Genomic DNA, 15019 nt, shown 5'->3' with positions numbered 1-15019 from the left:
CCATGATCCCATAATTTTTCTGTAAAAACGACTACCTGTGAAATTTATAAGTATTGAATATCAACAAGCCAAGTGCGAATTGCAGGATCATCTATTCTTCCGATCGATTCATCTATAATTTTAGAAAGTGCCTGAATGGTAAAACCATAATGAATTAGCTCACCCTTATTCAATCTTACATAGTGATTCAATTGCCTTGCTTCTGCAACTGTTATGGTTCGCCTCTTAACCTTTAAAAGATAATCAGTAAAATCAATATCGACGACGAGGACTTCTGATAAGGTATCCTCGTCAATAGAAAATCTCCTATCATGGTCTTCCTTTAAATCAGTCGTCTTACTGGTTTCCTCAGTTCTATATTCGATTGACTCTCCAACTGTGACAATCAACTCGGATTCATCCAGAGTGTAATTCATAAGTTCGTCAACCCTGAATGCTACTTCATTCGCAAATTCCAAGCGGGCCTTTTCCTCGATTTCTTGATCGCAGAGGAGGATTTCGTCTTCAACTATTAGTGCGTATGATATATTCTGTTTATATCCCTTTGTTAGTGCATATGCACGGTAAGGTGACTTTTTTCGATCCAAAATGATTCGATGGGTAGATATTGTGATGTTATTCCCTTCCGAGTGGACATAATACAAACTTCTAACATCAATATCTAATGAACCGTACGAACGATAACCAAAAAGATCCGTAACACTGACATTAGGGAATTCCTCGATTAAATCTTTTACAAGCTTATCCCACTCGCGGTCTTCCTTAGTCTTTATCGCAAGGCCATACTCGGCTTCCCATAAGAACAATACTCTGTGATCATAATCATACGCCAGTTCCCGCTCCTCTATAAACCAAATGGTCTCAAGCCCTTTATCTACGAAATATTTATTTCGCTTATTAATTAAATTTACAATCTTAGTATCACCAATCTCATGAATATTTGTAATGAGACAGATCGCAAACTCTCTTCCATTCTTGTTAAGGTAGATATCCGGGTAGTGTTTCCAGGATTCATGGCCTTTTTCTTCATACCCATACTTGACTCTTAAATCGGTTTTAAACCGCTCCTGCCCTTTAAGATCGGTGTAGATTATTTCTTTAATTACTGAGTGTCTCTTATTTTCTCTGGTAACTTGAGCTTGGTATGTATCATAAGCTTTAGCAATTTGGCATGTACGACCTCTACGGTGAGCTAGATGGATATCACGAACATCACCAGCTCGCAGGTATAACTTCTCCATACAAAAAGGGCAGGTGATATGCCCTTTTTCTGCAATTTTCCTATACCTGTCAATAGCGTTATCCTTATCTTCTGTACTGAGGAGAAGGGACTTTATATTTATAACCTCATTATTGTAGAAACCTATATCCATAATCTGTACCTCCCTGCCGGATACTACAACTGATTTACTCTTTATGAGCTGTTCTACTACAATAATTTTATATAGATTATATAATTTTCACCAGGGTATTCCAATCATGTATACATGGTTCAGTCGATATGAGGAAAACAAAAAAAGGATGGCTGTTGCCATCCTTTTTACTGTACGAAAGCATAGGGGGATAATTAATCGAACAAATGTCATGTGGTATGAAATAGGTGGTTTCATTTATCGTGGCAACCTTGATACTCTTCATCGAAGAAACTCAATTACATAGGATCCAATCCCAGTTTTACTTGAATTTCCGATTGATTATTATATGCGTGAACTATGTACTCTACCGCCGTATCTACTATTTGTTTTATAGATGTGTTGGAGTTTATTTTCACGTAACGATATCGAAACGTGTTTCCGTACTTATTAAATAGCGTTCCCTTTGAAGGGTATTCTAGGTTGTTAGTAATCCCGCCTATATTAAACCTGAACCAGTCACCGGCCGCATTAAGCTTTTCTGCAATTTCATTTGCCCCCGACTCACATTCAATAAAAAGTCTAAATTGATCTCCTTGAAATTGCACACCAATTATGATCACGTTTCCGCGTAATAACCCAACAGCATATTTTATTTCCGAAAGTCCCGTACCCTTTGTGAATCCTGAATTTGTAAAGAAATGGCCAGCCGGGGTAACTTTCCAATCAGTCTCACTGGTATGAGGTAAGCTAGGGACTCTTGACTTCATTGTAACTTCCAATTCATCAGCCAAATAGGCATGGATGTGCTTCAAATATAAGTCATGAATACGAAGTTTACGCAGCTGGGAGACCAGTGGATGTTTTGTGCTATACCAATTATATGTATCATTTACGATATCGACAGTAGCCAAGTAACTTATGTGATGTAGCTGCCGAATAAATTGAACATAGTCACCTAATATTTGCGCATGGTAAAAATTGAGTTTCTTTATTTTCTCAACTAGGGTTTCTAGTTGATTAGCCAGCTCTTCATAACTTAAGAACGACCAAGTGACCCCGTTGTTCAATTGAAATGAAGCACCTTTAATATATTTTGGAATGGATAAACTAAGAAGCAGAAAATAATCATTCTTGGCAGCATTGTCCGAATACCTCTCCAACTGAGATCGATTGGGATGGCTTTTTACTTTGTTTTCAATAATTAGAGTTCTTTCAATTCCTGTATCACTGCGGAAATATGCAACGATATCTCTGTTTTTCTCTTCTCTCGTAATTCTTTCGAGCGAATAGTTCGATTCATCATCCCCGATCCAATGAGATAAAATTTCAGCTCCCAGGATCGGATATTGTTGAAACAGCCAGACGATCATGTTGCTATGAAAAAGCTCTTTTGAAGATAAAGATAGATTGAAAAGCGGGGAATCTTCAAGTATAGACAATTTGTCTATCCCGCTCCCCTCTTCTCTTTGTTTGCTTGGTTCAGCCATAGAATTCACTGCACTCCATTCAATTTCAATTCTTACCTTCAGATCCGATTAAAGAATCCCTATCCCATACGCGTCCACACAATCAACTTGTCAGACACTGTATTTGGCACTTCAACCGCAGTCATTTTTCGTGAATCAAGTCAAAGGTTTAATGTCCTTTTGCTACGCAATACTTTTTTCTCATCAATCTGAATTATCCCACCTCTTTAGTGAGGATACAATATATTCCCTGATTTCTGATCAGAATAAACTGCTCATATTTTACTCGAACGGGAAACAAGTTCATCCCTAGTTTTTTCAGCTAGTTTGAGGGCTTTGTACTTGCTGGTAGCTTCTTTTTGACCACTTATGGTACCTGGATCATATATGGGAAGCATCTCACCATCTGCTTGAATGTACGGAATCCAAGCAGAATGCACTCGCTCTAACTTTTGGTTAAAGAACGATTTATATCGTGCACTTACCTTTTCCCCAATAGATCTGATTTTCTTTTCTTTGTTCATCTAAAAAACCTCCTTAATCAATTGGTTATTTGGTAGAGAAATGACAAACCGACAACAACAATAACAATTGCACCACTGATTCCGGCTATAGCAACCTTCCGAAATTCACCATTCTCGCCGCTAAAGTATACAGCGAAAAATTCACACCATTGTTCCCTTTCTATATAAAATTTTATGGGGATCAAAACTAAAAGTAACCCCGCCATGGTCCAGAGCATCGAACTTACCATTTCAATACCTGCTACCATTTCCTTGTCTCCCCCTTAATATTCCTCAATCATTCATCATCTTGTCGTAAGATCTATATTTGCTTCATCATACCTTATGATGTCGATATTAGAGAAACAGATGGTCCGTATATAAAAAAGACTAAAATCTCCGGGATTCAGAGACTTTAGCCTTTTCTCTTTTTTCATCTTTTTAAATCCTAATCAGCCCAGTAATTGAAATACGCTTAGCTTTCTCAACAGCAAAGAAAAATATAGAATTTCAGCAATCTAACCGATTACTAGGAATCTTGAAAGATTGAGTAAGCCATTTCCTTCGATGGCCGGCTGGCCAAAGAGATACTTTGTACTTTTTATCAATTGTGCGTATACCTCTTGTTCAGAAAAATCTCTATTAAATAACATTTTGCTTTCCTCAATAATAAGGGCAAGAGCACCAGCAACAAAAGGAGCTGCCATCGAAGTGCCACTTAGAGACTTATAGCTATTATTCAAATAGGTGGAATAAATATGTTCCCCTGGGGCTACAAGATCCAGTTGTTCATTTGAATTAGAAAACCTGGCTAAGTTTTTTGTGCTATTCACAGCACCTACTTGGATGACTTCCTGATACGCACCAGGGTATCTATATTTTTGAGTAACTTGTCCATCACCATCATTTCCGGAAGCTGCAACAACCGAAATATTATGCGCTAACGCATAACGGATAGCATCATGTAGCAATGGATTATTCACTTTAGTTCCTAACGACATGGTTATAATGTTAACTCTTTCACCGTTGGGCCCTCTCCAAAGGATGGCATAATATATAGCTTCGATTACATTGTTGATAAGTCCATTCCCATTATTCGCCAAAGTCTTAAGAATCAATAGTTTAGCCTTTGGAGACACACCAATATCAATCATATCATTACGCGCAGCAATGATGCCCGCTACATGAGTGCCGTGCCCATGTTCGTCTTGAAATTGCATGGGGTCATATTGGTAATCCTGGGTGAAGTTTCGTCCTCCTATCACGTTCTCCTTCAGATCTTCATGACTCATGTCAATTCCAGTATCCAAGACTGCAATAACCACACCCGATCCAAAAATTCCACGGTTCCAAAAATGATGTACATGAATCATATCGAGGCCATTGTTTTTCTCATCACTGCTATCCAAAACCTCATGATTTAACAAACTAACCAATTGGTGGAAATCCATCATTATCTTCTCCTTCCCTCGCCTTTAATTTACTAACTATTAAAGTGAGAGAAGAAAATAATTCAACAACCATCCAGATTTTTTTGAATACAGGTTGTGATTATGGTGACTAGACACTCTTTGTTATACAAGTTAGGGGATATCGCCAAGAGGTTAAGGCAAAGGTCTGCAAAACCTTCATCCTCGGTTCAAATCCGAGTGTCCCCTTTTTCTAAAAAACCAAAAGGAGTGCAAATTCATGGAGATGAAAGTAACAGTTTATACACGACAGGGTTGTGTCTACTGTATGCGTATTAAGGAATGGATGAGAAATAATCAACTTCAATTCGAGGAGGTTGATGTTTCCTCAATGACAGATCTGGAATTGAAAAGTCAGATCAAAGGTGTTCCCTATACGGTAATACAAAACGGAGCCGATAAGGAAGTAGTTCTTGGGTTTAATGAGGAAAAATTAACCCGGATCTTTCTCGGCTAATACCATATGAGCTTTTCGTGGATTGTTGTGTCATTGAATAGCCCAACCAAAAGGAACTACTCGTGTTGCAACTAATACACGAGTTTTTCGACGTTCTATTGTATTTTTTGAAATTTATATTCAAGGAGTTAATAACAAATAAATTCTTGGTATTAAGAATTTGGAAATCTACACCTATTGATATCACATTAATTCAAATTTTTTCAAATTAATCCATAACCAACATCATAATTCTACGTTATATATATATACAGTTAAGTTTCTTTCAGTAAATTATATCTGCTCAAAAGAATTATAGTATCATCCAACCACGAGTTTTATAGTTGTTACCATGGCTAAAGGAACTGATCTGTGCATTCTTTGCTAAAAGTATCTTAAATATTTTAATACTTTTCATTATGCTTTTTGAAATATCCCAAATCATCCATGAGTCAAGTATATTGTCCTTCCATATTGAGATGCGATAAAGAGCACTCCCATGGAGGACATGGTCACTGCGAACGACTAATCCTGCTACGTCTTTTGGCTTATAAAAAACCTTTTCAAAATTAGAATGCTTCTAGTATTAGAGCCGCTCACGAAGCAAAGCGTTCTATTGGATTGTTCAGAATCTTTGAACTGTAACATATTACAAAATATAGGTTCCTTCAACATTCCAATTATGGTATTATATTCTATGAAATACATATTTAAACAGAAAGGATGAGCGATTTGAAGTTGTCTGGAATATCTAAATTGCAAACCAGGAGGAAGGAGAACAAAATTTTGAGTAAAAAGTTGCGAATAAGGACTGTTGTGTGTGTTTTCATTGTGGGTATGGCTATTGGAACAATTTCGTCTGTTGTATATGCGGCACAAGCATTTAGCACTGCGAAAGCATATGGCCCTATCCTCGGTTACCGTTATCAAAATCAAGGCGAAATTCAACATAATAATGGCGACTCTCAAGTTGGAGGTTATGCACATGTTGCTAATCCTGCAGGTACCGGTGTTCCAACTGGCTATATGGGTGCAAAGACTAAACTCTACTACAATGGTAGTTTGTGTGCCTCGAATGATTGGTACTATAATGAAACATCAGGCTCAGGTACTGTGAGTATGAGAATTCCTGTGGGTGGAAACTGTGGAAATGGTAACTACACAGCTAATGGTTCGACCAGAGCATATAATGGTAACGGATACGATGAGTTCTCAATAAATACAACTCCTGCAATTCGAAATTATTAAGATTGGATGGTGAACGTAATGAAGTTTACAAAGAAAACAGTATTACTTGGTGTCACCTTTGTTCTTGGTGTGACTTTAGGGGGCTTGCAATTTGGTTCTGCTATTGCCAGTACACTCACTCAAGAACATACTCCCACATTCCCGGTAAACGAGAAAGGCGAGACGTATGGATCTGCAGAAAACGTGGAATCAAACGCAGCACCAGATTTAATTCAAGCAATTGGTGTTGATGGCACTCACGGGTATATACGTGCAGAAGACCTGGAAACCGAACCGCCCAAAAGCCCTAAAGAAGCATTGTCTAAACAACAAAGCATTTCTTTGAATAGCGTTCGAACAATTCCTTTATACGATATTAATGGTAAACAAATAGGTACATTTAATATCCAACAAGTAGGGGATAGTGAGGTTGAAATTGAGACAATTTCTGAATAACCTATAATCCCCACCATTGTAGACTCAAGAAATTATCTAGGCTTAAACTGTCGTCGGTACTCTACTGGCGACAGTTTATTTTATGTTTACTGTGGTCCATGATCGATATAGAGAATGCATTCATTATGGATCTAAATTACCGACCGTGAGGATCTAAATAAAAAGGATTGGATTCAACCTTGAGAATCTCGATCTCACAGAATTAGACCGCACAAGACTCGAAGATAGCCCGAGAGACTAAGAAACCTATCCAATATCTCATGAAAAGCGTCAATGATATTGTCTTTAATCGCGTTGCCGGCCTGTATCCTCTGCTGCTGCTTTTCAAGATTAAGTAACGCCATCGTTCACCCAAAAAAGGAATTGCTTTCAAAAGTATTTACAATAACTGATTGAAATTAATTTTTTTTGGTTATAAAATTGAAACTATATCCAATTTTTTACGTCTTTATTATGTACGACATTTAACGTGGAGGGATATTAAATGAAAAAGAAGTTATTCATTTCGTTATTTGCAATAGTCATCGCTTTAACAGCTGCGGTAGGGATGGCCTTTGCAAAGGGAGCAATCAAGATCGTCGTAAATGGCGAACAGATTAAATCGGATGTTGCCCCGCAGATGAGCAACAATCGAGTAATGGTGCCAATAAGCTTCATCTCGAAGGCTCTGGGTGCTAATGTAAGTTGGGACCAAAAGAATCAAACAGTTTCAATAAAGAGTAGTAATTCAGACGTACAGGAAGATGTCTGGAATCAAAACCTTGATATGTCAAGCAGTAGCTGGTCACAAGTCAAAAACCTTATTGCGCTTTATATCGTAGGTTTTGATACTCGTGATGATAAGTTAATCAAATCAATTTCCGTTGAAGGATTTGACATGATCCCTATCGGCGGTATGTATCCATCCATTATTGATTATGAGATTGTCGATGCTCAGCAAACCAAGGAAACGCTTAAGGTCAGAGTAAGAGTAATCATTGAAGAAGAAAAGCTCTTTGGAGAAGAATGGGACATTGAAATCACTCAAGGCAAAATTAAATCAATGAAAAAAGCCAAACTGTTTGATGTTAACGAATATACGGTAATCCCAGGTCTTACTTATAATAATAAATAAATAAAAAGAGAGCCTCTATCACGAAAATAGAGGCTCTCTTTTTTAATCATTTAGGGTGCTAGAGTCTGAATCGCAATAACTCCAGGAGTAGAGAGTGAACCAGCAGTCGATGTAGTAAGAGCGTAGGTCGCCGACGCGTTAGGTGCTAGTGTAAATGTCACAACCTGGACCATATCTTGAGTAGAGGTCCCAACTTTTAGTGCGGGGACACGAACAGCAGCATTGTTATGCCATTGGATAGCCCCTCCAAAAGGTTTTACTCGTGAAGTAACAAAAACCTTAATTTTACGACTTTCTGTTGTTGATGTATTTTTGAAAGTAATATTCACTTTGTTCTTAACACCATAGTGACCTTTGTTGTCACCGTATGCTTGCCCATTAACCCCACCATCATAACTGCTGGTTTGTGTCATCAAGTTATCATTTGTACCATTAGAAAAGCTGTAGTACTGATAAGAGTTCAAAGCACCCGTTTGGAAACTGATATTACTCTGAATGTCGGCAAAATCCCAAGAACCACGAGGATGCGTGCCCAGCCTATCAATAACCGGAGTTGAGTTCGTTCTTAGGTTTGCAGTTGTAGTATCAGCAACCGAGGACCTCACTCTGAAGGCCATCGGAGCTGTCGAAGAGGATGTATTTTTAAGTGTGAACTCAATTATTCCACCGATCAGCTTGCCACTTTCCACTGGCCATTCTTTTACAAGACCAACATTACCCGCTGTTATACTTGTATCAACTGGGGAAGCACTATCCAATGTGTTAGCAAGCAACGCTTGAGCTGAACAAATCCCATGCGATACGTAGGAACCTGTTGTTACAATGGAATGTTTCAAGTTCGAAATTTGGATTGTACCAGGAGTCGAGGTCGAGTTAGAACCGTTACCAATCGTTACCCCGTATTTTAGTGTTTTTCCGGTAGTATTGAGATGCCAAACAAAGATTCGGTAAGTTAGTGTATTCTTATTTGCGACATAATCGTGCCACAATGTAGCAAATCCATTTGTAAACTTCACTGGCCAGTTGGCATCAGTCGGTTTGCCGATGGTTTCAGGATTGTCCGAAATCATAAAACGCGTAGAGCCAGATTTTACACCGGTAATATGGGGTGGGGCTGTGGTAAGCAGTGGGTGTGTGATTACAGGCAAATCAGTTGTTGTACAAGTCATTTAACATTCCTCCAAAGTTTAATTTGATTTTTGATACCTAGTAATTTGTTCCTTTAAAACTTTATTATCCGAGAGTGTCATCAACATCACTCTCTCCTGCCTCCTTTTCTCTTTATCAAGGTATCAGTTGCCCTCACCTTGTACTTATAAAAGAGAGATTCAAAGCTCTAATAACAACCTCAAAACAAAATTCATGAAATTAAGTCTGTATTCTTGTCTCTGTTACTTTCAAATGATTGAATGGCTTTAGTCAGTTCGTTAAGTGAGTTATCTAATTTGTCCATCTTTTCTCCTATGGTCTGTAAGACATAACGAATCAAAATAAAACAAAGAGTAACCGGAAATCCAACATTCGTTATAAGTGAAATTACATCTGTTACTTGCATACAGTACTTCAACTCCTTCCTTATTTATTTCTCTATATAAGGATGGATCTGTTTATTTTTGCACAACCACTTTTTGGAATGTTTGTTTGAATATAAGAATTCATAACTGTAGTTCTCATTAATGAGGATGTTTGTTTCTTGAAAACAAATTATTGCATTATGATGGACTTGTGTTCTTTTATTTGAGTGTAAAAATCGCTAATATCATAAGATTCTTTTTTTTCATGGTCTTTTAAATGGAGGGAATATGAATTTTGAATGAATTTGAAAATTATGATGAACTCTGCAAGGGGCTTAAAATTTCTTTTGAGGATTTTTAAAAAAAGATACAATATTTACAAAAATTCGCTTCAATAGAATCAGCAATAAAAAGTTTTATTTCAAATCTTGCTAAGGATAACGAATACAAAGAAAATCCATCATCTTCGACATACAGATCATTCCTTAATAGATTTCTTGAATATCTACAAATTACAGAGCAAACTTCACTTTTACTCTATGAATTAAATTACGATTTGTATGAAGGTTTTTTAACGTATCGAAAGTCTTTAGGCTCTAAAGAGTTCACTCACAAAACCAACATTAAAAATGTATATATTCTAAATGCAGTTCATACCTTCGCTTTTGAAAATGAACTATCCCCTATACTTATTAGACTATCTAGACGTAGCAATACGTTATCTTTGGAAGATCCAGTTTTTCTATCAAATTCAAATATATTAAGTATATTTTCAAAAATAGATAAAAACTCTCGAAACGATAGTTTACTTATATCGAGCAATAATTTGTATTTTAGCTGATACTGGATGTAGTCTTTCTGAAATAGGTAAAATACTTGTTAAAGATATCGATGTAAGATCATGTGTTATAAATTTTGAGGGGAATAATGTAAGATTTAAAGCTCGTAAGATTCATATACCAAAAAAAAGCATGGATGTAATTGTTAAATATATGAAATCAATTAAAATTATAGATAAACCTGATTCAAATCTTTTTAATAAAAAGAGTTCATCAAGAACTATTCAGAAGAAAATAAATGACCTCGCAAATGAGCTCAATCTCAGTTCCTTGAAAAGTCGGTCGTTTAGAGATACATTCGTTTTAAGAAAAATATCGGAAGGTATGAAACTTGATGATTTGGTTGTTTTGATGGGTTCTACCGATACTCAGAGAGCTTCACGATATATTGTATATTACGAGGAAAACATAAATAAAATTTCTGGAGATTCTGGTCACTTCCTAGACAGTTATGAATAACCTCTTTTTACTTAGTTTGATACGTACTGACTTCTCCTCTTAATGAACCGCGGATCTGTTTATGTATCATTTAATTCAATATTCTTCCTATAAAAGCATTACAGTTACAATAATCGCTGCTATCCTCCTATAAAGGAAGACGGCAGCGATTTTTGGTGAATATCAAGAAAACTGTTTCTAATAATGGTATATCAAAGTGTGTTCGAGTTAAATACCAGATGTAGCTTGATACTTAAACAGAGCTTTATACGATCCTTGTAGCACACCGATCTTTGTGCCATCTTGTTTACTTATCGTTTGGGGTAACTTCAAATCATATCGAACATTAAATTGATGTGTTCCCCCTCCGAAAGATGGCTTTGCTTGGATAATGGATTGTGGGGCATTGGAAACGATTAATTTGGACGAAAGTGTTCCTTGGCCTGATCCAAAGTTAATCGTTGCCCCAGTAACAGGCCCTTTGTAATCTGTAGTAATCTCAACTGCAGAAGCGGGAATGTAGAATTTTTCCAAAGTTCCGTTCACTGACTTCTCTATCTCGAAATCGGTTGAACTCATACTAACTGTCCAACCAGCATCTGAACCCCTGCCATCAATAACAGTCATAGTGGTTTCGGCCTTAGATGCTTGACTCTTTTTAACATCTAGCCTGATATCGTCGAATTTTAACGCGGTCTGAAACACACGCAATCCAGAACCGACAACTTCCACTTTTTGCTCGGTCACATCCGCATAAGCAGAAGTGCCCAGAGATAGCAGCAGCACCGACAAACCTATGATACCGAGCAATTGTTTTTTGAACCCTTTGATCATGTATTGCCCCTCCATTGTTTCATTTTGTTGTTAGATAAATTCGGATGGGAACCAACCTGCTTTGCCGGCTCCCACAATCCGCAGCTTAGATCCCCGATGCCAAAGAGAATGTAAATAAGGATCTGTACACGCCTACTCTCAAACCGACTTTATCTCCAACTTGATGTGCACTTCCATTACTTGTAGAAACAACATCTACCGTACTAGGAACCCGGAACATATAATCCATTGGGATATCATAGTATCCCATGCCCTTAAATGGTTCCGCTTGCGCTAGTACCTGTTTCGTGCTATCAAGTACGTAACTCCCCGTCTTCGCTGTTTGATCCGGGGAACCAGCCAGCACTTTTGCCGATTTGACATCTACATTCAGGGAAGATGCCGGGATTTTTACAACAAGATCTTGAGTGCCCAAACCTGTATCCAGTACCGGATCACTTACAAAGTCAGTGATAGACAGCGAGTACGTCCAACCATCTGCGGTACCTCTGCTATCCTCAATCAAGGTGTTTGTAACCGAATTAATCGTTTGATACTGATTTACAGTTTGAATCTCGATGTTATCCAGCATCAAACCATTAAACTTAGATGATAGCGCTCCTCCAATAACGTTTAGAATCGCCTCTTGCTCTGCGCCAGTAACCTCAGCACCCCAAGTTGGGTCAACTCCTGGATTAGGGTTTGGATTTGCACCACCATTTAACGGAGGAGTTATATACTCTTTATCAATCAGTACATTACCACTTCCACTATCTGTTACTCGGATTTTGATAGGTAACGAAGCACCGATGTCGATTGGGCCTGTGTACTCTTGATAAGAAGCCCCGTTGTCCAAAGAGTATTCTTTCATCCAATTTCCTGTCGGTAAATTGCTGAAATCGATTAATAGTTTATCATCAATATCCCGAGATAATGACGGATCATAGACTTGAGCCGTTACAACCAGAATCGTTTCAAAACTATAATTAGTGCCATCAGTCACACGAGCTTTGTATACGGAATCCACCACATTATCAACGAGAAGCGTATATTTACGTTCTGTGGAAGAAGGTTCTTCAGTGGTGCCGGAATATTGATTCAAGATTTCTGGTTCGTCGACCCACGATCCACCATCATGCTGAATTTGAAGTGAACCTTGAGTTGGATTAAAGCTAATAGACAGTGGTCTTTGATTATTAACATCTACTTCACCTACACTTCCGACAGGGGCTGTTAGCGTTCCCGGCGCAGCTGGTGCCACAGTGATATTTTCTGTAATCTTTGAAAGCTCATCACTCGTGTTTTTGTTTGTAATAATAGCGGATACTACATGATCGCCTTCTAATAATTGGATAGGCGCTGTGTAATCGAGAATATTTCCATCTACTTCTACTTGCAATTTGACCCGATTCATGTCGATAGCACCCGTATCAACCGTAAGTACCCCATCTTGCTCCAGTAGTTTAGGGTATCCTACAGGAATCACAATTGGATTATTAATTACCGTCACTTCGAGCACTTCACTATACAACGAATCGAGTCCGGATCTGGCTAGAACCTTTACAGGACCCGCAGTTGTTAACGTAATTGGTGCTGTGTACTCTAACCAAGTTGCCCCGTTATCCAACGAGTACTCTTTCTTATTTGCTACTGCAGGGTAGTTGAGCGTTACAACTGTGTTTTCGAATTTATCTGTAGAACGTGATTCAGTTGGCTTATCAATCGTTGTCGGTGCAGGTGTATACCCCGGAGGATAGATACCAGTTGCCCCATCCTGTTTGATTGTATTACCATTTTCATCCAATCTATACAGGTTACCATCGGAACCAATTCCATAAACATTTTGGACATTAAGGTCCAATGCGATTTCAAGCAAGCCAACAAATTTTACGCCTGATGCTGATGTGTTGGTGTACTTTGCATTGCTTGAAAATACATATACATCACCTGTATTTTTCAACAGGTAAAGTGATTTTGTATCGAATGCCAGATCAGTGATATCCTTAATGGCTCCATCCGGTCCAGATAATCTTGTCTGTGTTTCGATTCTACCCGCAATACCCGTTATCCCTTTACCGTTTACGATGCCGTTGTACGCTGTGTTACCGTTACTCCCAATTACATATACATTGCCGTTAGTACCTAGTCCGGCAACGAGAGACACATCACGATTCGCGTTTACCGTATACTTTTTCAAATTCGTCATCACAGTCGATTCAGACGTTGTGTAGTCGGTGTGATATACATAATCGGCACCTATTCTATTAGCAGGAAGACCCCATGCTTTCAGATTACCGCTGCCATCCAAGTACATGAACGTATTGCTTGTGTTAGAGATACTGCCATCAGTCTTATCCGACAAATTTGAAACTTCCCTACTCATATTCGTCGGATCACCGTTAAATGGATATAAAGTCTTAGTACTGATCTCAGTGGTAGCTCCGGGTGTATAACGATCTGTATTTTTCGGGTATACCGACGTATCCCTTAATGTATAAAAGCTCCCGTTAACTTCGAAATAACGCATTCCGATTCGAGTGTTATCCGAGGTATACGATATTTGCTTTGTCCCGTAGGACGTTTCATCGATATAGCCCATATCAAACGTAGCTGGACCGGAGAATCCCGGAAACATCGATGTTACTTTTACGGGCTTCGCATTAGTGTAAGAAGTATCACCAAACTCGCGACCGATTTTATATACATCCGATTCTGTAACAAATAGAACAACGTTTCTATCTACTTGTATCATTTTCTTGACCCCTGTTAGTGGGGTATCGAATAGATCAGGATCTACAACCTCAACAGGAACAGTCGTATCTGCTTTTATGCCGTTACCTAATTGCCCATAAGTTCCAGCCCCTAATGACTCTACCCTACCATCTGCGGTCAGACCATAAAAGGTATATGCATTATAACCCTCGGAATTGTACACGAAATCTGTCCACCCAGACGCTATCTTTTCAAAAGAACTCGCCGGATTGTAACCTGAGTCTTTCCGGTAGTAAAAGTCCCCGTTAGACATCAGGCGCATACCTACACCTTTGTCATCAGGGCTTTGCGCATTATACTTTTTAATATCCGAGCCTATTTCGTCTAGTTTATCTTTATCAGCAGGACCGGAGTATTCTCCCCTGTCTCTGAAGAGAATCTTCCTGCCATCACTCAAAGTTAGATATGCACGAGTACGTGATTGATGATCTTCATAATAGTATCCAATGTCTTCAATATTCGCATGCCCAGCGCCCTCTACCGTATTCTTTCCTGGCATTAATACGCTCGGTATCAATAACGAAGCAGCCAGCAGTGCGCTTAAATAACGTTTCTTACCAGGTTTTCTCCTGTTTTTATGTACATCTCTTTCTGCAGCCATGTATACAGACCTCCAA

Annotated in this window: 14 protein-coding genes and 1 tRNA gene; 7 read left to right on the top strand and 8 right to left on the bottom strand. The window is 38.4% G+C overall.

The window, feature by feature from the left end:
* Positions 1-44: 44 nt before the first annotated feature.
* The 5 genes from PGL02S_RS18445 to PGL02S_RS18425 form a co-directional block, all read right to left on the bottom strand.
* Entirely contained in the window at positions 45-1373 is a 1329-nt protein-coding gene (locus tag PGL02S_RS18445) for a competence protein CoiA family protein (RefSeq protein ID WP_063477347.1), read from the bottom strand.
* A 278-nt stretch (positions 1374-1651) separates the two neighbouring features.
* Positions 1652-2842: a PD-(D/E)XK nuclease family protein gene (locus PGL02S_RS18440; RefSeq protein WP_063477348.1), complete on the bottom strand. Its 1191-nt coding sequence runs from the start codon at positions 2840-2842 to the stop codon at positions 1652-1654.
* Positions 2843-3096: 254 nt separating this feature from the next.
* Positions 3097-3345: a hypothetical protein gene (locus PGL02S_RS18435; protein WP_063477349.1), complete on the bottom strand. Its 249-nt coding sequence runs from the start codon at positions 3343-3345 to the stop codon at positions 3097-3099.
* Positions 3346-3362: 17 nt separating this feature from the next.
* Positions 3363-3593 carry a hypothetical protein gene (locus tag PGL02S_RS18430; RefSeq protein ID WP_063477350.1) on the bottom strand — a complete coding sequence of 77 codons (231 nt, stop codon included), beginning with the start codon at positions 3591-3593 and terminating at the stop codon, positions 3363-3365.
* A gap of 249 nt (positions 3594-3842) precedes the next feature.
* Entirely contained in the window at positions 3843-4775 is a 933-nt protein-coding gene (locus tag PGL02S_RS18425; protein ID WP_255308650.1) for a S8 family peptidase, read from the bottom strand.
* Between the two features lie 135 nt (positions 4776-4910).
* Here PGL02S_RS18425 and PGL02S_RS18420 point away from each other — a divergent pair.
* The 5 genes from PGL02S_RS18420 (at position 4911) to PGL02S_RS18400 (ending at position 8026) form a co-directional block, all read left to right on the top strand.
* A tRNA-Cys gene (locus PGL02S_RS18420) sits at positions 4911-4982 on the top strand.
* Between the two features lie 31 nt (positions 4983-5013).
* Positions 5014-5250, top strand: coding sequence for a glutaredoxin family protein (locus PGL02S_RS18415; RefSeq protein WP_063477352.1), 237 nt, complete (start codon positions 5014-5016; stop codon positions 5248-5250).
* Between the two features lie 765 nt (positions 5251-6015).
* A complete protein-coding gene (locus PGL02S_RS18410) occupies positions 6016-6477 on the top strand; it encodes a hypothetical protein (protein WP_076153587.1) in 462 nt (153 codons plus the stop codon).
* A gap of 18 nt (positions 6478-6495) precedes the next feature.
* Positions 6496-6912 carry a hypothetical protein gene (locus PGL02S_RS18405; RefSeq protein WP_063477354.1) on the top strand — a complete coding sequence of 139 codons (417 nt, stop codon included), beginning with the start codon at positions 6496-6498 and terminating at the stop codon, positions 6910-6912.
* Positions 6913-7396: 484 nt separating this feature from the next.
* A complete protein-coding gene (locus PGL02S_RS18400; protein ID WP_063477355.1) occupies positions 7397-8026 on the top strand; it encodes a copper amine oxidase N-terminal domain-containing protein in 630 nt (209 codons plus the stop codon).
* A 50-nt stretch (positions 8027-8076) separates the two neighbouring features.
* On the opposite strand, the gene PGL02S_RS18395 is transcribed toward PGL02S_RS18400, so the two are convergent.
* Entirely contained in the window at positions 8077-9195 is a 1119-nt protein-coding gene (locus PGL02S_RS18395) for a hypothetical protein (RefSeq protein WP_063477358.1), read from the bottom strand.
* A 712-nt stretch (positions 9196-9907) separates the two neighbouring features.
* Between PGL02S_RS18395 and PGL02S_RS29125 the strand changes: the two genes are divergently transcribed.
* Complete coding sequence (locus PGL02S_RS29125) at positions 9908-10381, top strand: phage integrase SAM-like domain-containing protein (RefSeq protein ID WP_409372509.1); 474 nt, start codon at positions 9908-9910, stop codon at positions 10379-10381.
* Positions 10323-10838 carry a site-specific integrase gene (locus tag PGL02S_RS18385; protein WP_082834217.1) on the top strand — a complete coding sequence of 172 codons (516 nt, stop codon included), beginning with the start codon at positions 10323-10325 and terminating at the stop codon, positions 10836-10838. The genes PGL02S_RS29125 and PGL02S_RS18385 overlap by 59 nt, the downstream gene beginning before the upstream one ends.
* A 207-nt stretch (positions 10839-11045) precedes the next feature.
* Here PGL02S_RS18385 and PGL02S_RS18380 read toward each other — a convergent pair whose 3' ends face one another.
* Together PGL02S_RS18380 and PGL02S_RS18375 are read right to left on the bottom strand one after the other, a co-directional pair.
* Positions 11046-11651: a WxL domain-containing protein gene (locus tag PGL02S_RS18380; protein WP_063477361.1), complete on the bottom strand. Its 606-nt coding sequence runs from the start codon at positions 11649-11651 to the stop codon at positions 11046-11048.
* A gap of 85 nt (positions 11652-11736) precedes the next feature.
* Entirely contained in the window at positions 11737-15003 is a 3267-nt protein-coding gene (locus PGL02S_RS18375; protein WP_063477362.1) for an RCC1 domain-containing protein, read from the bottom strand.
* Positions 15004-15019 lie beyond the last annotated feature (16 nt).

Source organism: Paenibacillus glucanolyticus NBRC 15330 (assembly GCF_004000885.1).
Taxonomy (GTDB): Bacteria; Bacillota; Bacilli; order Paenibacillales; family Paenibacillaceae; genus Paenibacillus_AQ; species Paenibacillus_AQ glucanolyticus.
The sequence above is the reverse complement of the archived record's forward strand: the minus strand, read 5'-3'. Positions and strand labels throughout refer to the sequence as shown.

Bases quoted from the DNA above. Each gene is read 5' to 3' on its own strand.
- PGL02S_RS18445 (WP_063477347.1), bottom strand. From the start codon at position 1,373: ATGGATATAGGTTTCTACAATAATGAGGTTATAAATATAAAGTCCCTT.
- PGL02S_RS18440 (WP_063477348.1), bottom strand. From the start codon at position 2,842: ATGGCTGAACCAAGCAAACAAAGAGAAGAGGGGAGCGGGATAGACAAA.
- PGL02S_RS18435 (WP_063477349.1), bottom strand. From the start codon at position 3,345: ATGAACAAAGAAAAGAAAATCAGATCTATTGGGGAAAAGGTAAGTGCA.
- PGL02S_RS18430 (WP_063477350.1), bottom strand. From the start codon at position 3,593: ATGGTAGCAGGTATTGAAATGGTAAGTTCGATGCTCTGGACCATGGCG.
- PGL02S_RS18425 (WP_255308650.1), bottom strand. From the start codon at position 4,775: ATGGATTTCCACCAATTGGTTAGTTTGTTAAATCATGAGGTTTTGGAT.
- PGL02S_RS18415 (WP_063477352.1), top strand. From the start codon at position 5,014: ATGGAGATGAAAGTAACAGTTTATACACGACAGGGTTGTGTCTACTGT.
- PGL02S_RS18405 (WP_063477354.1), top strand. From the start codon at position 6,496: ATGAAGTTTACAAAGAAAACAGTATTACTTGGTGTCACCTTTGTTCTT.
- PGL02S_RS18400 (WP_063477355.1), top strand. From the start codon at position 7,397: ATGAAAAAGAAGTTATTCATTTCGTTATTTGCAATAGTCATCGCTTTA.
- PGL02S_RS18395 (WP_063477358.1), bottom strand. From the start codon at position 9,195: ATGACTTGTACAACAACTGATTTGCCTGTAATCACACACCCACTGCTT.
- PGL02S_RS18380 (WP_063477361.1), bottom strand. From the start codon at position 11,651: ATGATCAAAGGGTTCAAAAAACAATTGCTCGGTATCATAGGTTTGTCG.
- PGL02S_RS18375 (WP_063477362.1), bottom strand. From the start codon at position 15,003: ATGGCTGCAGAAAGAGATGTACATAAAAACAGGAGAAAACCTGGTAAG.